This is a genomic window from Alkalilimnicola ehrlichii MLHE-1 (assembly GCF_000014785.1).
GTDB lineage: Bacteria > Pseudomonadota > Gammaproteobacteria > Nitrococcales > Halorhodospiraceae > Alkalilimnicola > Alkalilimnicola ehrlichii.
Genome location: NC_008340.1, coordinates 1,877,321 through 1,900,222 on the forward strand (window position 1 = coordinate 1,877,321; position 22,902 = coordinate 1,900,222).

General features: G+C 67.5%; 21 protein-coding genes. 13 read left to right on the forward strand and 8 right to left on the reverse strand.

Annotated features, from left to right (window positions below):
- The first annotated feature begins 53 nt into the window (after window positions 1–53).
- Window positions 54–935: a bifunctional nuclease domain-containing protein gene (locus MLG_RS08380; RefSeq protein WP_011629380.1), complete on the forward strand. Its 882-nt coding sequence runs from the start codon at window positions 54–56 to the stop codon at window positions 933–935.
- 36 nt (window positions 936–971) lie between these two features.
- Here the strand turns inward: MLG_RS08380 and MLG_RS08385 are convergent, their stop codons facing one another.
- Window positions 972–1,523, reverse strand: a complete 552-nt coding sequence (locus tag MLG_RS08385) for a response regulator transcription factor (protein WP_011629381.1) — start codon at window positions 1,521–1,523, stop codon at window positions 972–974.
- Complete coding sequence (locus MLG_RS08390; RefSeq protein WP_156774659.1) at window positions 1,520–2,875, reverse strand: ATP-binding protein; 1,356 nt, start codon at window positions 2,873–2,875, stop codon at window positions 1,520–1,522. Before MLG_RS08390 ends, MLG_RS08385 begins: the two co-directional genes overlap by 4 nt.
- 161 nt (window positions 2,876–3,036) lie before the next feature.
- On the opposite strand from MLG_RS08390, the gene cydD reads away from it, so the two are divergent.
- Both cydD and cydC read left to right on the forward strand, forming a co-directional pair.
- A complete protein-coding gene (gene cydD, locus MLG_RS08395; protein ID WP_011629383.1) occupies window positions 3,037–4,737 on the forward strand; it encodes a thiol reductant ABC exporter subunit CydD in 1,701 nt (566 codons plus the stop codon).
- Window positions 4,734–6,407, forward strand: coding sequence for a thiol reductant ABC exporter subunit CydC (cydC, locus tag MLG_RS08400; protein ID WP_011629384.1), 1,674 nt, complete (start codon window positions 4,734–4,736; stop codon window positions 6,405–6,407). The genes cydD and cydC overlap by 4 nt, the downstream gene beginning before the upstream one ends.
- Here cydC and MLG_RS08405 read toward each other — a convergent pair.
- Complete coding sequence (locus MLG_RS08405; protein ID WP_011629385.1) at window positions 6,404–9,562, reverse strand: bifunctional diguanylate cyclase/phosphodiesterase; 3,159 nt, start codon at window positions 9,560–9,562, stop codon at window positions 6,404–6,406. The two genes, cydC and MLG_RS08405, sit on opposite strands and share 4 nt — an antisense overlap.
- A 310-nt stretch (window positions 9,563–9,872) precedes the next feature.
- Here MLG_RS08405 and MLG_RS08410 point away from each other — a divergent pair, with 310 nt between their 5' ends.
- The gene (locus tag MLG_RS08410; RefSeq protein WP_011629386.1) at window positions 9,873–12,062 is read left to right on the forward strand and encodes a malate synthase G; all 2,190 of its coding nucleotides are present in this window, start codon (window positions 9,873–9,875) and stop codon (window positions 12,060–12,062) included.
- A gap of 165 nt (window positions 12,063–12,227) precedes the next feature.
- The gene (locus MLG_RS08415) at window positions 12,228–13,199 is read left to right on the forward strand and encodes a sulfurtransferase (protein ID WP_041717983.1); all 972 of its coding nucleotides are present in this window, start codon (window positions 12,228–12,230) and stop codon (window positions 13,197–13,199) included.
- 66 nt (window positions 13,200–13,265) lie between these two features.
- Here MLG_RS08415 and MLG_RS08420 read toward each other — a convergent pair whose 3' ends face one another.
- Genes MLG_RS08420 through MLG_RS08440 form a run of 5 tightly spaced genes read right to left on the reverse strand, consistent with a single transcriptional unit; the run spans window position 13,266 to window position 16,445 of the window.
- Window positions 13,266–14,054, reverse strand: a complete 789-nt coding sequence (locus tag MLG_RS08420) for a DUF3050 domain-containing protein (RefSeq protein ID WP_011629388.1) — start codon at window positions 14,052–14,054, stop codon at window positions 13,266–13,268.
- Window positions 14,054–14,662 (reverse strand): hypothetical protein, encoded by a 609-nt coding sequence (locus tag MLG_RS08425; RefSeq protein WP_011629389.1) that lies wholly within the window; start codon window positions 14,660–14,662, stop codon window positions 14,054–14,056. Before MLG_RS08425 ends, MLG_RS08420 begins: the two co-directional genes overlap by 1 nt.
- Window positions 14,663–14,665: 3 nt before the next feature.
- Window positions 14,666–15,334, reverse strand: coding sequence for a type I-MYXAN CRISPR-associated protein Cas6/Cmx6 (locus tag MLG_RS08430; protein ID WP_011629390.1), 669 nt, complete (start codon window positions 15,332–15,334; stop codon window positions 14,666–14,668).
- Between the two features lie 2 nt (window positions 15,335–15,336).
- Window positions 15,337–15,579 (reverse strand): DUF6967 family protein, encoded by a 243-nt coding sequence (locus MLG_RS08435; protein ID WP_011629391.1) that lies wholly within the window; start codon window positions 15,577–15,579, stop codon window positions 15,337–15,339.
- Window positions 15,576–16,445 (reverse strand): TauD/TfdA family dioxygenase, encoded by an 870-nt coding sequence (locus MLG_RS08440; protein ID WP_011629392.1) that lies wholly within the window; start codon window positions 16,443–16,445, stop codon window positions 15,576–15,578. The genes MLG_RS08435 and MLG_RS08440 overlap by 4 nt, the downstream gene beginning before the upstream one ends.
- Window positions 16,446–16,667: 222 nt before the next feature.
- Here MLG_RS08440 and dsrA point away from each other — a divergent pair, with 222 nt between their 5' ends.
- From dsrA to dsrK, 8 genes are read left to right on the forward strand one after another with little or no spacing between them, the layout of a single operon-like run.
- Window positions 16,668–17,939, forward strand: a complete 1,272-nt coding sequence (dsrA, locus tag MLG_RS08445) for a dissimilatory-type sulfite reductase subunit alpha (RefSeq protein ID WP_011629393.1) — start codon at window positions 16,668–16,670, stop codon at window positions 17,937–17,939.
- Between the two features lie 33 nt (window positions 17,940–17,972).
- Window positions 17,973–19,055: a dissimilatory-type sulfite reductase subunit beta gene (dsrB, locus tag MLG_RS08450; RefSeq protein WP_011629394.1), complete on the forward strand. Its 1,083-nt coding sequence runs from the start codon at window positions 17,973–17,975 to the stop codon at window positions 19,053–19,055.
- 12 nt (window positions 19,056–19,067) lie between these two features.
- Complete coding sequence (gene tusD, locus MLG_RS08455) at window positions 19,068–19,427, forward strand: sulfurtransferase complex subunit TusD (RefSeq protein ID WP_011629395.1); 360 nt, start codon at window positions 19,068–19,070, stop codon at window positions 19,425–19,427.
- A gap of 16 nt (window positions 19,428–19,443) precedes the next feature.
- Window positions 19,444–19,830 carry a sulfurtransferase complex subunit TusC gene (gene tusC / locus MLG_RS08460; RefSeq protein ID WP_011629396.1) on the forward strand — a complete coding sequence of 129 codons (387 nt, stop codon included), beginning with the start codon at window positions 19,444–19,446 and terminating at the stop codon, window positions 19,828–19,830.
- Window positions 19,831–19,843: 13 nt separating this feature from the next.
- The gene (gene tusB, locus MLG_RS08465; RefSeq protein ID WP_011629397.1) at window positions 19,844–20,143 is read left to right on the forward strand and encodes a sulfurtransferase complex subunit TusB; all 300 of its coding nucleotides are present in this window, start codon (window positions 19,844–19,846) and stop codon (window positions 20,141–20,143) included.
- 56 nt (window positions 20,144–20,199) lie between these two features.
- Window positions 20,200–20,532 carry a TusE/DsrC/DsvC family sulfur relay protein gene (locus tag MLG_RS08470; protein ID WP_011629398.1) on the forward strand — a complete coding sequence of 111 codons (333 nt, stop codon included), beginning with the start codon at window positions 20,200–20,202 and terminating at the stop codon, window positions 20,530–20,532.
- A gap of 45 nt (window positions 20,533–20,577) precedes the next feature.
- Entirely contained in the window at window positions 20,578–21,345 is a 768-nt protein-coding gene (locus MLG_RS08475) for a respiratory nitrate reductase subunit gamma (RefSeq protein ID WP_011629399.1), read from the forward strand.
- Window positions 21,342–22,889, forward strand: coding sequence for a sulfate reduction electron transfer complex DsrMKJOP subunit DsrK (gene dsrK / locus MLG_RS08480; RefSeq protein WP_011629400.1), 1,548 nt, complete (start codon window positions 21,342–21,344; stop codon window positions 22,887–22,889). The genes MLG_RS08475 and dsrK overlap by 4 nt, the downstream gene beginning before the upstream one ends.
- Window positions 22,890–22,902: the final 13 nt, after the last annotated feature.

Genomic DNA, 22,902 nt, shown 5'->3' on the forward strand with positions numbered 1-22,902 from the left:
GCGCGCCTCCGGTGCGATGCTGGAAGGCAGGCGTCACTACAGCCGGGGCCGACATGCACAACCACTTCCGCGTTTTCAGACCAGGGTACCCGCTCGTCGCGGCCCTGATCCTGCTCACCCTGCTCCTGTCCCAGGTTGGCAGCCACGCCCGTGACCTCCTGCTGGACGAGGCCGAGCTGGTGCCGGTGGAACTGGCCACCGTGGGGATCGCACAGCCGACGGGGGTACCGGTGGTGCTGCTTCGGGAGCCGGAATCGGGCGACGTCGTCCCGATCTTCATCGGGCCCAACGAGGCCCGTGCCATCTTGCAGGCCCTGTCCGGCACCACGACGCCGCGGCCGATGACCCACGACCTGATGGACGACGTGACCACGGCCCTGGGCGGGACGCTGGAGCGTGTCTTCGTAGACGGCCTACTCGCCGGCACCTACATGGGGGTCATGGAATTCCGCGTGGAGGGTCGCGACGACCCGGTTCGGGTAGACAGCCGCCCCAGTGACGCCATCGCCCTGGCGGCGCGCACCGGCGCCACCATCCACGTCGCCCCCGAAGTGCTGCAGGCCGGCGACGACCTGCGCTACGAGCCGCTGCATGATGATCAGGTGGTCACTGCCGTGGGCGTTACCGTCGTGGAGGCCACGGGGGAGCTGCGCGAGGCGCTGGGGCTGCCCGACGAGCCGGGCGTATTGGTCAGCGATGCCATCGGCGAGGCCGCCGATGCCGGCATCTCGGCGGGGGCCTTCATTCTGGAGGTGAACGGCGAGGCCCCGGAACGGCCGATGGACTTTCTGCACCAGGTACGGGCCACGCCCCATGGCGAGCCGGTGGAGGTGGTCTGGTGGCAGGACGGGAAGCGCCAGTCCGCCTCCCTCTCCACAGACGTGCCGGATCCGCGCCGCCGCCCGGAGCAACCGCAGGAGGGCATCACCCTTTGATCCTCCAGCCCGGGCGGCGCGGTGGCCCGGCGCGGCTCACCGCTTGACGGGACGCTTACCCAGTTTCCGCTGCAGGGTACGGCGGTGGATGCCCAGCGCCCGGGCGGCCGCCGAGATATTGCCGTCGTGTTCGGCCAACACCCGCTGGATCTGCTCCCACTCCAGCCGTTTCAACGACATGGGCTGGGGTGGCGGCTCTGCCGTGGGCACCGGCTCCTCATGCTGGCCGCTGAAGGCGGACACCACCGTGTCCACGTCCACCGGCTTGGGCAGGTAGTTGGCCGCCCCCAGCTTGACCGCCTCCACCGCCGTGGGAATGCTCGCATAGCCGGTCAGCACGATGATGCGGGCCTCGGGCACGGCCTCCAGCAACGGCTGGATAAGCTTCAACCCCGAGTCATCGCCCAGCTTCAGGTCCAACACCACGTGCTCCGGCTGATAGTCCCGGGCCACCACTAAGGCCTGCTCCGCGTCATGGGCCTTCTCCACCCGGTAGCCGCGGCGGGTCAGCCCCCGCCCGAGCACCGAGCAGAACACCTCGTCGTCATCGACCAACAGGACGCGGGTCCCGGACGTTTTCTCGGTCACGTGCTCTCTCCCTGCTTGTTTAGCGGGTGATCGGCGGCCTGCGGTTGGCGGCAGCCGCCCGGTTCATCCGCTAATTTATCACTGACGCGTAAATCATTCAGCGGCAGCGTAATGCGCGAGAGCACCCCGCCGGTGTCCGCCGGCAGGAGCGTCACACTGCCCCCGAACCGGCCCACCGTCGCGTTGGACAGCACCAAGCCAATCCCCAGCCCCTCCGGTTTGGTGGTATGGATCACCCGGCCGGCCTGCTCCATGGCATCGGCGTCCAACCCCTGGCCCTCGTCGATGACGCTCAGGGTCAGCTCGCCGTCGCGGCAGGCCACGTCGATCTGCACCCGGTCGCTGCCGTTGGCCACCGAGGCATCGGCGGCGTTGTTCAGCAGATTGATGATGGCGTGCATCAGGGTCTGCTCGGTGAAGATGCAGGGGTTTTCGAACGGCTCCTGGAAATGCAGCCGATGGCGCACATCAGGCCGCATGATGCTCCAGGTGTTGATGATCCGCCCGATGAACTGCCGCAGGCTGGCCTGGCCGCCACTGCGCGCCTGGCCGTTGCCGGCCGCCTCCATCAGTTCCGCCAGGGTCTGCTTGCAGACCTGGATCTGGGATTCGAGGATGTCCAGGTCCTCCTGCAGCGCTTCATCGTCCTCACGGCTGTCGCGCAGCTCCTCCACCACCATGGACATGGACGATAACGGCGTCCCGAGCTGGTGGGCCGCCCCGGCCGCCAGCGTGCCGATGGCCACGATCTGCTCATTGCGCAGAGTACCCTCGCGGGCTTCGGCCAGTTTCATATCTTGGCGCCGCAGGGTCGCGGCCATCAGGCTGACGAAAAAGGTGATAAGGACGACACTGAGGATAAAATTCACCCAAGTGCCGAACAGATGCAGGTTGATATCCCCAGCCACCACCTCGTAGGGGGCCTCCATGGGAAGGAACCAGACCAGCAGGAAGCCATAGAGCACCACGCTGGCCGCGCCCACCCACCAGGCATAGCTGCTGGGCAGGGCCACTGCCGCCAGGGCGATGGGCACCAGGTAGAGCGAGACAAAGGGGTTGCTGGGGCCGCCGGAGAGGAACAGCAGGGCGGTGAGCACCAGGGAGTCCACCATCAGGTGGATGAAGACCTCGCGGTGACTGGCCTCCTTGATCAGCCGCAGGCGGACATAGACCGCGGCGTTGAACGCCGCCAGCAGCCCCACACAGGTCAGCAGGGCGGCCAGCGGCAGGTCCAGCCCCATCAGGTAATAGACGCCCAGCACCGTGATAGTCTGGCCTATCACAGCGCACAGCCGCAGCCACATGAGTATCCGCAGCACCTGACGGGGCTTGAACCGAAGGGTATCCTGCATCTGAGTCAACACGTGATTGTTTCCCTGCATCCTAACGAGATTCAGCACCCGGCGGCCCACCGCTGCGACAACGCGCCACAGCACCGCAACAAAAACCTAGCGGTAGCCTAAAAAATGAGAGTAGCCGTCCCATTGAGACCAACCGCGGGATCGACCCAGGTGTGAGCAACAAAGTGGATAAACAACGGGCCCGCCATTGGCTGGCCCAACGGGCACGGCCAGCCCGGAACCTGCTGGTCTTGGCCAGCGGGGCCGGATTGACCCAAGGCCTTCTGATCATACTGCAATCGGCGCTCATCGCCCATGTGGTGCACGCCGCCGTGATCGAGGAAGTGCGCCTGGACACCCTCTGGCCGGCCCTGCTCGGGCTGCCGGTGATCTTCCTCGTTCGGGCGGTCTGCGCCTGGGGCCAGGAGGTGGCCGGCGTCCGGGCCGCCACGCGCATCAAGGACCGGTTGCGCGAAGAGCTGTATGCGCATCTGCTGGCCCTCGGCCCGGTCGGCCTGGGCGTGCGCCAGAGCGGGACAGTGTCCACCGCCCTGCTTGAGCAGGTGGAGGCACTTGAGGGCTACTACGCCCGCTTTTACCCGCAGATGATCATCGCCGTGGGCGTCCCCCTCCTCATCCTGCTGGTGGTCTTCCCGCTGGACTGGCTGGCGGCACTGCTGCTGTTGTTCACCGCCCCGCTGATCCCCCTGTTCATGGCCCTGGTGGGGTTCGGCGCGGAACAACTGCAGCAGCAGCAACTGGTGGCCTTGGGGCGGCTCTCCGGCTGGATGCTGGACCGCATCACCGGCCTGACCACCCTCCGGCTGTTCGGCCACACAGGGCATGACCAAGCCCGCCTGCGGGAGGCCTCGGACGACTTCCGCCAACGTACCATGAAAGTCCTGCGGGTGGGGTTCCTCTCCTCGGCGGTGCTGGAGTTTTTCGCCTCCGTAGCCATCGCCATGTTGGCCATCTATATCGGCCTGGGCCTGCTCGGCTATATCACCTTCGGTCCCTCCCCGGAGCTGACGCTGTTCAGCGGTTTGTTCATCCTGCTGCTGGCCCCGGAGTTCTTCCAGCCGTTGCGCACCCTAGCCACCCATTACCACGACCGGGCCGGCGCCATCGGGGCGGCCGAGGAGCTGATCGAGTTGCTGGAGACGCCGCCGATCCGCCCGGTGAACGGCAACCGGCGGCCCACGCTGGACGGCCCCCCGGCCTTGCGCCTGGAGGGGGTCAGCGTCACGCTCCCCGGCGGCGTCACCGCCCTGCGCGACTGCAGCATGAATGTCGCCCCCGGTGAGCGGGTCGTAGTGGCCGGGCCGAGCGGTTGCGGCAAGTCCACGCTCATCCACCTACTACTGGGGCTGGTGGAGGGGCAAGGCGATATCCGCCTGAACGGCCACCCGCTGCGGGACCTGGACCCGACCTGGCTGCGGGAACACGTGGCCTGGGTGGGCCAGCGCGCCCACCTGTTCCACGGCACCCTCGCCGACAATATCGCCCTGGGCTACCCGGGCGCCCCCCGCGACCAGATCGAGGCGGCGGCGCGCAAGGCGCGGGTCACCGCCTTCAGCCGATTACTGCCCGCCGGCCTGGACAGCCGCATCGGGGAACGGGGCGAGGGCCTCTCCGGCGGCGAGGCGCAGCGCGTGGCGGTGGCCCGCGCCCTGCTCCGCGATACCCCATTGTTGCTGCTGGACGAACCCACGGCACACCTGGATCCGGAGAACGAGCAGGCCCTGCTGGCCACCCTCGCCGAGGCGGCCGAGGGCCGGACGGTGATCATGACCACACACCGCCCGGCAGGCATGGCGTGGGCGGACCGGGTGCTGACCCTGCGGGATGGACAACTGCGGGAGGCGACGCCATGAGCGCCCAGCAACCACTGACGCACTTCACCCGCCTCTTTTTGCGCCGTTGGCCCTGGCTGCTTGCGGGCACCCTGCTGACCCTCGCCACCCTGCTGGCCAACCTCGGGCTGCTGGCCCTCTCCGGCTGGTTCATCACCGCCACCGCGCTGGCCGGACTGGGCCTGATCGTGGGGCTGGACATCTACGTGCCCGGCGGCGGCATCCGCTTTTTCGCCGTCTCGCGGACCGTCTCCCGTTACGGCGAACGACTGGTCACCCATGAGGCCACCTTCCGACTACTGGCGGACATCCGCTGCTGGCTGTTCGCCCGGTTGGCCCGACAGGATCCGCTCACCCTCGGCCGCCTGCGCGGGGGCGACCTGCTCAACCGGCTGACCGCGGATATCGAGGCCCTGGACAACCTCTACATCCGCGTGCTGGGTCCCACTGCCGCGGCTGGCCTGGCGGGGCTGGCCACCCTCGGACTGCTGGGCTGGGTGGATGGCCGGCTGGCGCTGGTGGCACTGGCGCTGCTGCTGGCCGGCGCCCTGCTCACCTGGACGGCCACCCGGCGCGGGCGTCGCAGCGGCGAGCGCATGAGCCACCTGCAACCGCGTTTCCGCGCGGTGATCATCGAGGGGGTCAGGGGGCTGGCGGAACTGCGGGTCTATGGCGGCGGTGAGCGCCAGCGCCGCCTGATCGGACGCCACGGCCGGGCCTGGTCGCAACTGCAGCGCCGCATGGCCCACCTGACCGGGCTGGGCAATGCGTTGAACGGTCTGTTTGGCCAACTCGCCCTGCTGGCCGCGCTGGTCCTCGGGCTCTGGCTGCATCAGCAGGGGCTGATCACCGGCCCGCAATGGGTGCTCGCCCTGTTCGCCTTCATGGCCCTGACCGAGGCGCTGGCGCCGCTACCGCTGGCCTTCCAGTTCCTGGGACGCACCCGCTCGGCGGCGGAACGGCTGCTGGCACAGGCGGAACACCCCGCCCGCGTGGTAAGCCCGGCGACACCGGCAGCCATGCCCGGGCGCTTCGACCTAACGCTGAAGGCCGTCCGCTACGGCTACCATGCGGGGCGCCCGGTGCTGGCGGACTTCAGCCTGCGCATCCCCCAAGGCAGCCACCTGGCCATCACCGGCCCCAGCGGACTGGGCAAGACGACCCTGCTCAAACTCCTCGCCCGCCTGGACGACCCCTGGTCGGGGCAGATCCTGGTCGGCGACACGCCTCTGCACACCCTGCCCCTGGAGGCTTGGCACGGGCGGGTTGGCATGCTGGAGCAGCACGCGCCGGTGTTCAGCGACACGGTGGCGGGCAACCTGCGGGTGGCCGCGCCGCAGGCCGACGAGGCGCGGCTGTGGCAGGCGCTCGCGGTCGCCGGGCTGGATACGCGGGTGCGGGCCATGCCCGAGGGCTTGGAGACCTGGTTGGGCGAATCGGGCGCCACCCTGTCGGGGGGCGAGGCCCGACGCCTCGCCCTGGCCCGGGTGGTGCTTCACGATCCGGATATCGTGCTCCTGGACGAGCCGGCGGCCGGCCTGGATGGCGCCAGTGCCCGGGCGTTGGCCGGACGCCTGCACGAGTGGCTCCAGGGCCGCACCGCTGTCATCGTCAGCCACGACCCCGGGTGGCTGCCCCCGGTGGACAGGGTGCTCGACTGGAGCCGCCCCGACGGGGTTACTAACCTTTAAGGGCGCTCCGGGCCCTGGAGCAGACGGGTGACGGCCTCGGCCGCCATGGGTCGGGCGAAGTGGTACCCCTGCAGCAGATCACAGCCCTCGCGCTGCAGGAGGGCCACCTGGGCCTCTGTCTCCACCCCTTCGGCCACCACCCGCAGACCCAGGCCCTGGGCCATACCGATGATCGAGCACAACAGCTGCTCGCCGCGGGGGCCCGCCGCCGCGCCCTGGACAAAGCTGCGGTCGATCTTGAGCACGGAAAACGGCATCTGGCGCAGGTAGCTCAGGGCTGAGTAGCCGGTGCCGAAGTCGTCCAACGACAGCCCCACCCCCAAATCGCGCAGCGCCTGCAGGCTCTGCAGCACGCGCCGCTGGCCCCCAAGCAGCATGCGCTCGGTAATCTCCAGTTCCAAGCACTCGGCGGGCAGACCCGTACGCCTGAGGCTGGTGCGCACGGTGGCCACGAAATCGCTCCCCGTGATCTGGATGGGCGAGACATTCACCGCCATCCGATAGCAATGCCCGGTCTGGGCCCGCCAGCGGGCGGCCTGCTGACAGGCCTTGCGCAGAACCCATTCGCCCATGGGGATGATCAGCCCGGTCTCCTCGGCCATGGGAATGAACTCACCCGGAGAGACCGGCCCGTGCTCCTCCAGCGTCCAGCGCAGGAGGGTTTCGAACCCCGTCGGCCGCAGGGTCCGGGCATCGACCAGCGGTTGAAACACCAGGTGCAGCGTCTCCTGTTCCAGCGCACGGCGCAGCCGCCCCTCCAGCGCCAGCCAGCGGTGGGCCCGCTCATTCGCCTCGGGTTTGAAGAAGCGGAAGTCACCCCGCGCCACCTGCTTGGCTTGGGACAGGGCGGCGTAAGCGTTACGCAACAGCGTACTGCTATCGGTCCCGTCTTCCGGGAACAGGGTCACCCCCACCCTGGCGTCCATGAATATCTCCTGGTCGGCCAGCACCAGTGGGGCCTTCAGGGTGGCCAGGAGCGCCTTGGCCACTTGTTCGGCCTGTCGGGCGGTGCGCAGCTCCGGCAGGATGACCAGGAACTCATCACCACCGGGCCGGCACAGGGTGTCGTGTGGGCCGAGCGCGCCCTGCAGGCGCTCGGCGATTCGGCACAGCAACTCATCGCCGGAGGCATGGCCCAGGCTCTCATTGATCTTTCGAAACTGGCTCAGGTCCAGGACCAACAACGCCCCTGAGCCCCGACCACGCCGATGCGCCAGCCGGCGAACCGCGGTCTCCAGGCGGTCCATGGCCAGCGCCCGGTTGGGCAGGCCGGTCACGGTGTCGTGGGTGGCGTGATACTCCAGCCGGCGCTCGGCGTCTTTGCGCTCTGTGACATCCTGTTTGATGGCGATGTAGTGGGTGATCCCGCCCTGATCGTCACGCAGAGGGAACACGACCCCGGCCTCCCAGAACAGCTCACCGGTCTTGCGTCGGTTGTGGAACTCACCCCACCAAGGCTCGCCCCGGTTCAGGGCCGCCCACATCTCCCGGTACCAGGACGAGGGCATCAGACCCGACTGGATGATGCGCGGTGTCTGCCCCACCGCCTCTTCCGCGGTGTAGCCAGTAATCCGCTCGAAGGCCGGGTTGACGTACTCGATCACGCCCTGCGGGTCCGTGATCATCACTGCACCGGGCCCCTGCTCCACCACCGCAGAGAGCTTGCGCAAGGCCTCGCGCTCTCTCCGGCGCTCGGTCTCGTCAACAAAGGTGACCACGTAGGTCGGGTTTGGCCGCGACCCCGCATGGCCCTCCGGCCAGTCCCCGATCGGTGCCCCGAAGATCTGAACCGGCACGTGACTGCCGTCGCGGCGACGAAACCACTCGGAGTCCAACTGGAGCCGCTCCCCTCGCACCGCGGCCCGATAAACGGGGCACTCAGCGGCCGGCATGTACTGGCCCTCAGGCCCATGGGCGTGGAAGAGGTCGTGGGCATGGGCCCCGATCAGTTCGCTGGCACGGTAGCCCAGCAAGGTCTCCGCCGCCCGGTTGACGTGCGTGATCCGACCCTCGCCGTCGAAGACGTACATCCCCTCGTTCATGGTGTCGGAGATCGCCCGCAGTCGGGCCTCGTCCTGCAGTCGGCCACGCTGCACCGCCAGGAACCGCAACAACACCCCGCCGGCCCCGAGCACCAACAGGAGCGCGAAGGCCGCGCCGGCATAGAACTGGTGTTTGAGACTGCCCAGGGCCCCGGTCCGGCCGTAGCCCACCACATAGCCGACGACCTCGCCGCGGGCGTCGAGCATCGGCACGAACGCCACCAGGTACCCCTGACCCCGGTATTCCAGGGCACGGCCGAAGGCCTCCCCGCGGGCCAGCGCCCCCTCCAGGCCCGGTTGCCGCGACAGCTGCGCCTCCACCGCCGCCAGCCCCTCGCCATCTTCGTCGGCATACCAGTCCGCCAGGTCGTGCCCATGATCGAGGACATAGGCGTCGGACAAGGGACTGGCGTGAAACCGGGCCGCCACCTCCTCTCGGGCCACCTCGGTGACCCGGTCCGCTCGGAGCAGCATGCGGAAGGCCATGCCCGGGGCGAGCTCATCCAGCCGCCGGTGCAACGCGGCCATGGACATCCCCGTCTCCACCACACCGAGCAGCTCGCCCCCATGATACAGGGGCGTGATATACCGGTGCGCCTGCGTGAAGCGGCCCGGCCCGGTGACCTGCAGGGGCTCCCCCGTCGCCAGCACGTGGGCAATGTCACCGCGGTCCGGTAACAGGTTATCGCCATGGCTTTCCGGGGCATGGAAACGCAGCAGGCTCTCGCCATCGGCCAGCACGAACTGCATCTGATCCAGGCCCCGCGCCTGCAGCATCTGATAGACCGGGCCCAGCTCCCGGTATAGCCAGTCCCGCAACTCCGCCCGGACGGCCGGATCACCCTGCCCGGCCGCCGCCACGGCGCCAGTGACCGGGGGCCGCAGGATCATCCCCTGGTGCAACAGCTCACTGGCCAGGGCCATGCCGCCGCTGGCGGCCTGCACCGCGGTGTCCACCGCGGCAACGTGCTCCCGGATCAGCAGCGACCGCCGGGTGTCCCAATCCGCCCAGACGTACCAGACCGCCGCCGCTGCGATCAGGGCAATGCTCAGCAGCGAGAGATAAAAGGGCTGCCAGCCGAGGATTCGCTTTGTTGCCGACGCTTTCAACATCTGTTGGCAGGGCCGTATGGCCGCCCCTTCCCCCGCAGAGTGGTGCCACCGTGGCTGGCATCGAGCCTACCACAGAATGTCCCTCAAGGACTCAAGGTTATTCATTTTATGGAAACAGGTTCCATTTTTGTTGCATGATGCCCGCAGAGCGGTTACAACTGTCGTCCCGGCGGCGTTACCCCAGTCCGCCTTGGGCACGCTACACTCATTGTTTGGCTGGGGCGCTGCCCCGACTCACACCGCACCGGTCCGGCCGGTGTCCCCGGGCAGCCCCGGAAACGCGCTAGGCCCGAATACAGCGAGGAGACTCATGACCCAACGTATCGAAGTCGGCGGCCTGCAGGTCGCCCAGGAGCTCTACGATCTGGTTGCCAAGGAGATCGCCCCGGCCACTGGCGTGGACGCGGATGGTTTCTGGACCCACCTCGGCGCCATCGTACGCGATCTGGGCGCCCGCAACCGTGAACTGCTGCAGAAACGCGACGAAATCCAGCAGGCGATCGACAAGTGGCACCTGGAGCGCAAGGGGCAGCCGCACGATGCTGCGGCGTATAAGACCTTCCTTGAGGAGCTTGGCTACCTCCAGCCCGAGGGCGAGGACTTCGAGGCCACCACCGAGAACGTCGACCCGGAGATCGCCGAGGTGGCCGGCCCCCAGCTGGTGGTGCCCATCAACAACGCCCGCTTTGCGCTGAACGCCGCGAACGCCCGCTGGGGCAGCCTGTACGACGCGCTCTACGGTTCCGACGTCCTGCCCGAGGACGACGGCGCCGAGAAGGGCACCCGCTACAACCCGGTACGCGGCAAGAAGGTGATGGAATATGCCGGCCGGGTGCTGGATGAGGTCGCACCGCTGGCTCAAGGCCGGCACGGCGACGTGGTGGCCTACAACCTGGTGGATGACAACGGCCGCAAACGGCTGCAGGCCCGGCTGTCGGACGGCAGCGAGACCGGGCTGGCCGATCCGGAGGGCCTGGCGGGTTATAACGGTGCTGAGGACGACCCCACCGTCCTGCTGCTGCGCCACAACGGCCTGCATGTGGAGATCCAGATCGATCGCGAGCACCTGATCGGCAAGGACCACCCCGCCGGCGTGAAGGACGTGGTCATGGAGGCGGCCGTCACCGCCATCATGGACTGCGAGGACTCCGTGGCCGCGGTGGATGCGGAGGATAAGACAGCGGTCTACCGCAACTGGCTGGGCCTGATGAACGGCGATCTGGAGACCAGTCTGGAAAAGGGCGGCAAAACCATCCAGCGCAGACTGAATGCCGACCGCGACTACATCGGCGCCGATGGCCGCGCCCTCACCCTGCCCGGGCGCAGCCTGATGCTGATCCGCAACGTCGGCCACCTGATGACCACGCCGGCGGTGCTCGACGCGGACGGCAACGAGATCCCCGAGGGCATCCTCGACGGCATGGTCACCTCCCTGATCGCGCTATACGACCTCAAGGGCCTGGGCCGCTACCGCAACTCCCGCTCCGGCAGCATGTACATCGTCAAGCCGAAGATGCACGGGCCGGACGAGGTGGCCTTCGCGGTGGAGCTCTTCGGCCGCATCGAGGACGCCCTGGGCATGGAGCGCAACACCCTCAAGATCGGCGTCATGGACGAGGAACGGCGCACCACCGTCAACCTCAAGGCCTGCATCCGGGAGGCGAAGGAACGCATCATCTTTATCAATACCGGCTTCCTCGACCGCACCGGCGACGAGATGCACACCTCCATGGAGGCCGGGCCGATGATCCGCAAGGCGGAGATGAAGAGCTCCCGCTGGCTTAATGCCTACGAGGACTGGAACGTGGACATCGGCCTGGAGTGCGGGCTGCGCGGCCGCGCTCAGATCGGCAAGGGGATGTGGACCATGCCGGACCTGATGAAGGGCATGATGGAGGCCAAGATCGGCCACCCGAAGGCGGGTGCCAACTGCGCCTGGGTGCCCTCCCCCACTGCGGCCACCCTGCACGCCATCCACTACCACCAGGTCAACGTGGCCGAAGTGCAGGATCGGCTGGCCGGTCAGCGGCGGGCCACCCTGGATGATCTACTGACCATCCCGCTGGAGCCCAGCCCCAGCTGGTCCGCCGAGGAGATCCAGCAGGAGCTGGACAACAACTGTCAGGGCATCCTGGGCTACGTGGTGCGCTGGGTCGACCAGGGTATCGGCTGCTCCAAGGTCCCGGACATCAACAACGTCGGGCTGATGGAGGACCGTGCCACCCTGCGTATCGCCAGCCAGCTGCTGGCCAACTGGCTGCACCATGGCATCTGCTCCGAGGAGCAGATCATGGAGACCATGAAGCGCATGGCCAAGGTGGTGGACCAACAGAACGCGGGCGACCCCAACTACCGGCCCATGGCCGCCGATTACGACGGCAGCGTGGCCTTCCAGGCCGCCTGCGAGCTGGTCCTCAAGGGCCGCGAGCAGCCCAGCGGCTACACCGAACCGGTGCTACACCGCCGCCGTCGGGAGGCCAAGGCCAAGTTCGGTGCCTGAACCGGCCTAAACGGTCGCTAACGGCCTGTCCTGAAAGCCCGGCTTCGGCCGGGCTTTTTTTGTGCTTCCCCCTGCCTCCGGCGCCCCCTTCAGGCCGCTCCGGGGATGACGGCGGCGGGCGGTCACGCTATCCTGAGGCCACACATTACTGGCTATGGATATATCATGCGCCGAATCATCCTGCTCACCGCCCTGGCCCTGCTGTTGCCGCTGTCCGCCGCCGCCCGCCAGGGTGACCCGCTCCCCGGCCCCCTGGTCAGCGCCGACTGGCTGGCGGCGCATCTGGATGACGTGGTGGTCCTCGACATCCGCACCGACATCGACAGCTTCAGCACCGGTCTGGCGCCCTCGGACGACGAGGAGGGCATGGGGCTGTGCTCAGACCCACTGCCCATGGGCAGTCACCGGATTGAGGGGCATATCCCCGGGGCGCGGCTGGTCCGACTCGCGGACATCACCGGTCAATACCCCGGCCCGAACGGCCCCATCGGGGGCATGCTGGCAGAGCCCGCCGCCTTCCAGGCGGCCATGCAGGCGGCCGGTGTCAATGCGGGGCAGCCGGTGGTGGTGACCAGCCAGGGGCTGTCGATCAGTGACATGGCCAATGCCACTCGCCTCTACTTCGCCCTGCGCCACTTCGGCCATGACTCGGTAGCCTTGCTCGACGGCGGGGTCGCCGGCTGGATCGACGCCGGCCACGATTTCGCCACCCGGCAGCTCCCCTTCGAGCCCGGTGATTTTCAGGCAGGCCCCGGCGACGCAACGTTGCTGGCCACCCGCGGACAGATCGAGGCGGGTGAGGCCGGGGCCCTGGTGGACGGCCGCTCTGGTGGCGAGTTCAGGGGGCTCCTGGACAGCAGCTCGGTGGCGGGCCGTGGGCACCTGCCCGGCGCGCTGCATATCCCCATGGGGGACCTGGGGAGCAGTGGCCGCCCGGCCTACCTGCACGACACCGAGCGGCAGCAGGCCACCTTTTCCGCCGTGCCCGACGGCCCGCTGACGGTCTATTGCGACACCGGTCGACGCGCCACGCTGCACTGGTTCGTGCTCAACGAACTGCTCGGGAAGCCGGCCCGGCTCTACGACGGCTCCCTGCACGAGTGGACCCACCAGGGCGGCGACCTGGCCCGGCCCTGACCGACACTTCGGCCCCTCATCCGGACCGGGGCGCTCATCCGGATGAGGGGTCGCTACTTGTGCGCGTTATGCCTCGGCGGTTCCCGCCGCGAGTGCCGCCTGCACCCCGTCCCAGAACCGGATGCGGGCATCCACCGCCTGCTGTGCCGCCGCCTCGGCCTCGGCATATCGATCCGGGTCCCCCTCGCACAGGGCATCGAGTAGCTGCAGCGAGAGCGGACCGTGGAAGTCCGCGTCCAGATGGATGTGCCGGTTGAGGTAGTAGTGAAAGGTGGGCGCCTGAGCCTCCGTCACACCCATGCGGGCGAGGAAGGCCCGAAACATACCGGGTATGATGTGCTCGCGGCCCAGCGCCAGGGCCGCTGCCACGCAGTGGGGGCGATCCTCACGGATAAAGCCGAAGGTGGTCTGCATAAACGTCCGCGCAGGCGCCGGCACCTCCGGCAGCGTCAGGGCCCGGTCGATGCCCGCCTCCGCGACCCGCTCCACAAAGGCCAGTGGGACACGGGTGTCCGCCCCCATCTCCCGCATGGCGTGGCAGTAAAGCTCGAAGTGGCTGGCGTGGCCCTGGGCACTGCCGGGGGGCGCCTCGTCCGACTCCTCCTCCTGCACCAGGCTGTTGATGAAATAGCGCAGGGGGCCCTGTCCTGGCACGGGCACCCAGGGATAGCTCGCAGGCGCCACCTGGTTCTGGAGGTATTTCACCAGGGACATGAAATCCCAGACCGAATAGATATGGTGCTCCATGAACCGGCAGAGCTGCTCGCGGGTCTCAATGGCGCCATAGACCGGATGGGCCTCCAGTCGGGTCTGGGCGGCCTCGATCACTTCGGGGCTGAAGGCGGTACGGGTCATCAGCGGTTCTCCTCACGGTTCACTTGGGGGTCCGATTCGGCGGCTGCCGGCGCCCCGGAAATCAGCGGCTCCAGCAGTTCACCGATGGCCTTGTGCAGGCGCTCGGCCATGGCCGGCCCCTCCACCTCGGTCAACTGAGCGTGGAGCCAGACATCGTCCTCGTGGCCGGCCGCGCGCCCGCCCAGGGCCCCGAGGCAATTGAAGGCGGCGTAACCCGGCATCTCACCGTCATAGCCGGCACGCGCATAGGTGGCCAGCCGTTCGTGGGCCCGGCGCACCAGGGCCACCCCGGCCTCCGGGTCGGCCACGCTCTCGGCGGCGCCGCTGCTCATGCGCTCGACCATGGCGGCCACCAGCCGGCGGCGGTGGTCGTCGTCCACACCGCGCAGCCAGGCGAGCCGGTCCACCATCTGCACGGCGAACAGGGCCAGCTCCTCCACCAGCGCCAGATGCCCACCGGCACGATCAGTCACCGGCCCATGCTCCGAGATATCGCGCACGGTTTGCGTTGCCATGCGCCAAGCCAGCATGGCGGCGGCCCCTCCCACCTGCTCCGGGTCGCGCGTTTGGCCGTGGCGGAACCAACGGGTCTTCATCCTCATCGCCATGCGCTATTCCACCTCCGTCACCGACTTGTGTGGCATGAACAGGCCACAGCCCCAAAGGCCGCCGTCCCCCAGACCGCGGGACTGCAAACGATAGCTCCCTTCAGGCCCCATCTCGGCGACCATCAGGCTGCGCAATGTCACCGGCCCCCACCGGGTCTGCAGGGTCTGCCGGCGGCCGCACAGCATCTTGCGCGGTTTGACCCCCATCGCCGCCAGTCGGCGCGCCACCGCCTCCATGAACTCGGCCTCGTCCTCTTCCGGGTGAACCAGCGGCACCACCCGGCTGGCGTAGAGCGTCTCCACTTGCTGCAGCTCCCGCACCCGTCCCCGAGCCAGCCGACAGGCCTCGCCGTCCACCTCAAAGGCGGTGCCCGAAAGGGCCAGCGCCGCCCGGGCGCGGTCCCGTGGCACCCGCAGCAGCAATTGCACCCGGCGCGAGAGGTAGATGGGCTGGCCCTCGCCCCGGTGCCAGCCATTGCCGCTGACCGGCAAATGCAACACCTTGACGCCGAAACCGGGCAGGCGGCTGAAATCGGCGAGCGGGTCGGCCAGCGCCTCGGCCAGGGCCGGGGCGTAATCCGCGGGCAGACTGTGCCCCTCCAGCCGAAAGGTGACGTCCACGGCCTCCGCAGGACCGGGCGCGGGGGTGGACTCATCGGTCTCCCAGTACATGCTCACCCTCCCTTCGCCCGGGCCCAGGCCTGCAGCCACTGAGCCATCTCCAGGGCCATCTCCTCGGTCAACTCCACATCGGTGAAGCGCCTTCCCTGGCGCAAACGTATGCGCAGCATCGGCAACCCACCGGGGTGGGTGACCGCCTGCAACTCGCAGTCGGCACCCCAGGCCAGGGATAACTCATGCAGGGTCTTTACACCCCCCTCCTCCGGAAGGTCGTGCTCCTTACCATTAAGCATCATGTCGCCATCACCCTCTCGTGATACCGCGCCCGGAACAGGCAACGGCCCGGGCCATCCGTGGGGTCAACGAAGCCGGTACGGGTGTGCAGCACGTTATTGCAGATCAGCCCCTCACCCGGCGCCAGCCGGTGCTCCAGGACCCACGGGGACAGGTGGTCCAACATCTCGCGGAGCACCACGGAGGCCTCGGCAGGCCCATCCGGCGCCCAGCGTATGCTGCGGGTGCGCGCGGTATAACGCATATGCAGCCCGGTGGGCTCGAGCAGGAAAACGGGCCCACTGCGGTCGCCCTGCTCGGGGGCACGCGGGTCCGGCGGGATGGTCATGGCCCGGGGGTGCTGCAGGGCCTTCAGGGCATCGGGCCGGGAGACGGCGAGGGCCTGCCAGACCAGCCGGTGATCCAGCAGGCGGTTGACACCGCCCTCCCGGGCCGGGCGCACGCAATGCAGGATCAGTCCGCGCACCCGGCGCTCTGGCGGATTGTAGTAGCCATCGGTGTGCCAGTTGATCGGGCGGTCGGTGTAGGGGATGTACTCCGCACGCCGCTCGCCCGCGGGCGCCTGCATCAAAGTGCTGACCCCATCCTCCCGGACCAGCGGATGGCGATCCAGGGTCCGCAGCCCCAGTTGCTCGCCCAGTGCGACCACCTGCGCCGGCGTCTGCAGCCGCCCCGGACCGGTCCGGTATAACGCCATACCGGCCTGCCGGCAGCGCGCCTGCAGCGCCCGACGCTCTCCCGTGCTGAGCCGGGAGGGGTCGCGAATCTCCACAAAGGGTGAATCCAGAAACCGCTGGTAACCGTCGAGGTAATCGTCCAGCAGGGCGGAGCGGCCGGCGAGCGGCGGCTTGTCGGCGATGGTGGCCATCGGGCACCTCCGGGCTGTGAGCCTTAAGGTCACACCTTAATCAAGGGCACGAGGCCACTGCATATCCCCTTTGGGATACAGCCCCGATCAGCCGCATCCATCAATGGATATTTTACCGCCGGGTAGGGCTGCGTAGGTTAAGCATTGTTGAATACATCGACAGCGACCGTGCGCCAGCTCGCCTGCTGGCCGCAAAAACGGTGACGGAGGAGAGGCAGCGCCATGGCCACTAAGAAGTCTCACGACACACCGAATCTCGATCAACTGGAAAGCGGCCCCTGGCCCAGTTTTGTCACCGGCCTGAAGCACCTGGCCGAGGACAAACCCATGATCAACGACCTCCTGGGTCAGCTGGAGACCAGCTACCAGGACCGCAAGGGTTACTGGAAGGGCGGCACCGTCAGTGTCTATGGCTACGGGGGCGGGATCATCCCCCGCTTCACCGAGCTAAAGGACGAGAACGGCAAGGCGAAGTTCCCTGACGCCGCCGAGTTCCACACCATGCGCGTGATGCCGCCGGCCGGCATGCACTACAACACCGAGATCGTCCGCAAGCTCTGTGACATCTGGGAGAAGTACGGCTCCGGCCTGATCGCCATGCACGGTCAGAGTGGCGACATCATGTTCCAGGGTATCGACACCGAGAACATCCAGGCCTGCTTCGACGAGATGAACGAGCTGGGCTTCGACCTCGGTGGCGCCGGCCCGGCGGTCCGTACCGGCATGTCCTGCGCCGGTGCCGCCCGCTGCGAGCAGTCCTGCTTCAACGAGCAGCACCTGCACCGCAAGCTGGTCAACAACTTCCTCGACGACATGCACCGCCCGGCCCTGCCCTACAAGTTCAAATTCAAGGTCTCGGGCTGCCCCAACGACTGCATGAACTCCATCGAGCGCGCCGACTTTGCCGCCATCGGCACCTGGCGGGACGACATGCAGGTGGACCAGGAGGAGGTCAAGGCCTTCGTCGCCCGCAAGGGCCGCAAGTATGTGGTGGACAACGTCATCAGCCGCTGCCCCACCAACGCCCTGAGCCTCAACGACGACGACACCCTGGATGTGGACAACGGTAGCTGCGTGCGCTGCATGCACTGCCTCAACGTCATGAACAAGGCGCTCAGCCCGGGCAAGGACCGGGGCATGACCCTGCTCATCGGCGGCAAACGCACCCTCAAGATCGGCGACCTTTTCGGCACCGTGGTGGCGCCCTTCCTGCCCCTGAACACCGAAGAGGACTACGACCGGGTGGTGGAGATCGCCGAGGAGATCATCGACTTCTTCGCCGAGAACGCCCTGGAGCACGAGCGTACCGGCGAGATGATCGAGCGCATCGGCCTGGTCAACTTCCTGGAAGGCGTCGGCCTGGAGGTGGACCCGAACATGGTCCGCCACCCGCGCACCGTCTCCTACGTCCGCATGGACGACTGGGATGAGGAAGCCGAGAAGTGGTTCCGGCGCAAGCAGATGGAATCCGAGACCGGCAAGGCCGCCGAGTAAGCCCCGAGCGACAGGTTAGCGAGGACGAGAGAAATGGCTGAACCCGCAGCAAAACCGCGTACCCCTATCGAGAGCGGGGTACCCGATCCGTTCCAGTACATGCACCCGACCACGATCCGCAACTTTGGCCAGTGGAAATACCACGAGCGGCCGCAGCCCGGGGTGCTCAAGCACGTGGCCGAGTCCGGCGAGGCCCTCTACACGGTGCGCGCCGGCACCCAGCGCCAGATGGATCTGGCCACCGTGCGCAAGCTCTGCGATATCGCCGACGAGTTCGCGGAGGGCCACTTCCGCTTCACCATCCGCTCCAACATCGAGTACCTGGTGGCGGACGAGGCCAAGGTGCAGCCGTTGATCGACAAGCTGCGCGCCGAGGGCTTCCCGGTGGGCGGGACCGGCCCCTCCGTGGCCATGATCAGCCACACCCAGGGCTGGCTGCACTGTGACATCCCAGGCACCGACGCCTCCGGTGTTGTCAAGGCCCTGATGGACGAGTTGCACGACGAGTTCGTCCGCGAGGACATGCCCAACCGGGTGCACATCACCACCTCCTGCTGCCAGATCAACTGCGGCGGCCAGGGCGACATCGCGATCAACATCCAGCACACCAAGCCGCCGAAGATCAACCACGATCTGGTGGCCAACGTCTGCGAGCGCCCCTCGGTGGTGGCCCGCTGCCCGGTGGCGGCCATTCGCCCGGCGCTGGTCAACGGTAAGCCGTCGCTGGAGGTGGACGAGCAGAAGTGCATCTGCTGCGGCGCCTGCTATCCGCCCTGTCCCCCCATGGAGATCAACGACCCGGAGCACTCCAAACTGGCGATCTGGATCGGGGGCAACCACTCCAACGCCCGTGGCGCGCCCACCTTCCACAAGCTGGTCTGTTCCGGGCTGCCCAACAACCCGCCGCGTTGGCCGGAGGTGGCCGAGGTGGTCAAGAAGATCCTCCACGTCTACCGCGAGGACGCCCGCGACTATGAGCGGGTGGGCGAGTGGGTGGAGCGCATCGGCTGGCCGCGCTTCTTCGAGCTCACCAACCTGCCGTTCACCAAGTTCCACATCGAGAACTGGCGCGGCTCCCGGCAAACCCTCAATGCCTCTGCGCATGTGCGCTTCTAAGCGGGAGGTGGCATGAAATTCGGAATCCTGGTCAATGAAGGGCCCTACCAGCACCAGGCCGCGGACAGCGCCTACCTGTTCGCCAAGGCGGCCTTGGAGATGGGGCACGAAGTGCCGCGGGTGTTCTTCTACATGGACGGCGTGAACAACGCCAACAAGCTGCAGGAGCCGCAGCAGGACGACCGCAACGTGGTGCAGCGCTGGTCGGAGCTGGCCGAGAGCCACGAGGTGGACCTGGTGGTCTGTGTCGCGGCCGCCCTGCGCCGCGGCATCAAGGACGAGATCCTCGCCCCGGGGTTTCGCATCTCCGGGCTGGGCCAGCTGGTGGAAATCGGGGTCGAGGCGGACCGCCTGGTGACCTTCGGCGACTGAACGGGAGGACAACCCAATGGATGAATTTGAGGACGATGCCGGCGTGATCAAGCGCTTCATGTTCGTCAACCGCAAGGCGCCGCACGGCACCATCTACGCCCTGGAATCCCTGGAGGTGGTGCTGATCAGCGCCGCCTTCGACCAGGACGTCAGCCTCGCCTTCCTGGACGACGGCGTCTACCAGCTGCGCAAGGACCAGGACCCGGCCGCGGTGGACATGAAGAACTTCTCGCGCACCTACCGCGCCCTGGAGGGCTACGACATCGAGAAGCTCTACGTCTGCAAGGACTCGCTGGCGGAACGCGGCCTGACGGAAGAGGACCTGGTGGTGGACGTGGAGGTGCTGGATCGCGCCGCCATGGCCAGAACAATGGCCGAGCAGGACGTGGTCCTGTCTTTCTAAGGGAGTGGGAAAGATGCTGCACACCGTCAACAAATCCCCGTTTCGGACCAACGACCTGCAGAGCTGCCTGCGGCACCTCGGCGACGGCGCCCTGCTGCTCATTGAGGATGCCGTATACGCGGCCACGCCGGGCACCCGGGTGGCGGACCAAGTGGAACAGGTCGCCTCCCAGAACGCGGTTTACGTATTGGCCAACGACCTGCAGGCCCGCGGGGTCTCCCAGGACCAACTGATCCCGGGCGTCAAGCCGGTGGACTACCAGGGTTTCGTCGAACTCGTGGTCGAGCACGGTACCCCGCAGGCCTGGCTGTAACGGAAACCCATCGATCAATCACATCACGCGCTGAACGACAGCCAACGGAGGAAACCATGGCGATTGAAGTCAACGGCACCACCATCGAGACCGACGAGGAAGGCTACCTCACCAATCTGGAGGAATGGAGCCCGGAGCTGGCCGAGCTCATGGCCCAGGAGGACGACCTGGAGCTGACCGAGAACCACTGGGAGGTCATCAACTTCCTGCGTGAGTACTACGAGGAATACCAGATCGCACCGGCGATCCGGGTGCTGACCAAGCAGATCGGCAAGCGTTTCGGCAAGGAGAAGGGCAACAGCAAGTACCTCTACGAGCTGTTCCCCTACGGCCCGGCCAAGCAGGCCTGCCGCTACGCCGGCCTGCCCAAGCCCACGGGCTGTGTGTAACCCGTTTCTCAATAGCCATTGACCCACGGCGGGGAGGAAAGCGCAGTGTCGGCACTGATTGCCCTACTCTTCTATCTGGCCACAGCGGTATTGCTGGCGGGGTTGGCCTGGCGCATCTATTTATACGCCCGGACGCCCGCGCCGCTGCGCATTCCCACCACCCCCGCCCCCACCACCCGCGGCGGCGCGGCGTTGCGTGTCGCCCGCGAGGTGGTCCTTTTTCAAAGCCTGTTCCGCGCCAACAAGTGGATCTGGCTGCTCGGCTGGGCCTTCCATGTGGCCCTGCTGCTCGTCTTGCTGCGTCACTTGCGGTATTTCATCGAGCCGGTTTGGGGCTGGGTGGTGCTGATCCAGCCCTTCGGGCTCTACGCCGGCTTCGTCATGGTGGCCGCCCTGATCGGGCTCTGGATCCGCCGGATCGGCGTGGCCCGGATCAAGGCCATCACGGGGCCCTCGGATCACCTCATGCTCGCCCTGCTGGTGGCCATCGGGCTCTCCGGCCTGGGCATGAAGTACCTGCAGCCCACCGACATCACCGGCGTCAAGGCCTACATGCTGGGGCTGATGCGCTTCGACTGGCAGCCGCTGCCCGGCGACCCGCTGCTCATCCTCCACCTGCTGTTGGTCGCTGCGCTGATGATCGTCTTCCCGTTCAGTAAGTTGCTGCACGCCCCCGGGGTGTTTTTCAGCCCCACCCGCAACCAACCCGACAACCCACGTGAGCGTCGCCACCTGGCGCCCTGGGCCGCGGCCCTGGAGCGCGGGACGGCCTCTGCCCATCCGAACCCGGCCCGCGAAGAGGTGCAGTCGTGAAGAAACCCAGCTTCGAGACCCCGAGCCTGCCGGAGTACGTGGACACCCCGGAGCTTCAGCCAGGCGCCACCGCAGAGGTCAAGCCCTATGTGGCCGCGGAGAAGCACCAGACCCCCCTGGGCTTCCCGGGGGAGCTGCCGGACGACTGGCAGGACCGTGCCCTGACCCGTTTCGAGGAACTGCTGGAGCGCAACCGCGGGCTGCGGGTCTATATGGACGCCTGCGTCCGCTGCGGTGCCTGCACCGACAAGTGTCACTACTTCCTCGGCACCGGTGATCCGAGCAACATGCCGGTGGCGCGTCAGAACCTGATGCGCGACGTCTATCGGCGCTACTTCACCCCGGCCGGCCGCACCTTCCCCAAGCTGGTAGGCGCCCGCGATCTCACCCGCGACGTCCTGGATGAGTGGTTCACCTACTTCCACCAGTGCTCCCAGTGCCGGCGCTGCTCGGTCTTCTGCCCCTATGGTATCGATACCGCCGAGATCTCCATGGCCGCCCGCGAGATCCTGGACGCCGCCGGCTACGGCCAGAAATACAGCAACGAGATCATCGGCAAGGTCCACACCATCGGCAACAACCTGGGCCTGCCCGGCCCGGCCCTGGAGGACACCCTCGAGGACCTGGAGGAGGACCTGGAGGACGAGACCGGTCAGCCGGTGAAGCTCCCCCTCGATCAGGAGGGCGCCGATGTCCTCCTGGTCACCCCCTCGGCGGACTTCTTCGCGGAGCCTCACATCGACGGGCTGATGGGTTACGCCAAGGTCTTTCACCAGGCCGGCCTGTCCTGGACGCTCAGCACCCACGCCTCGGAGGCCGCCAACTTCGCCATGTTCATCGGCAGCTACGAGAACATGCGCAAGGTTGCCCTGCGTATCCGCGAGGCGGCGGTAAAGCTGGGGGTTAAGCGCATCGTGGTGGGCGAGTGCGGTCACGCCTGGCGCGTCGCCTACAGCTTTTGGAACACCCTGGCGGGGATCGGCCACGGCGCCGAGCCCGACGATGAGTACGCGCGGATCCTGCAGGACCAGCTCGATCCCAACTACCCGGTGCCACAGCACATCGTGGAACTCACCAACGACCTGGTGGACCGTGGCGTCGTCAAGCTCGACCCCGACGCCAATGCCGATATGCGCTTGACCTTCCACGACTCCTGCAACGTGGCCCGGGCCTCGCGCATGGGCAGCGCCCCCGGCGGCCAATTTCAACTTCCGCGCCGCCTGCTCCGCGCCAGCCTGCCCCGGGACAACTTCCACGACATGGCGGCAGAGACCATCGGCGACCGCACCTTTTGTTGCGGCGGTGGCGGCGGCCTGCTCACCGACGAGCTGATGGAGATCCGGGTCAAGGGGGCCATGCCCCGCATGCAGGCGCTGCGCGAGGCCATGGACCAACACGGCACCACGCATATGGCCGCCATCTGCGCCATCTGCAAGACCCAGTTCAGCAAGGTGCTGCCCTATTACGACATGCCCCCGGACATGATCGTGAGCCTGCACCAAGTCGTGGGCAACGCCATCCGTATGGACGCCTCGGACGTCTAGCCAGATACCGGGC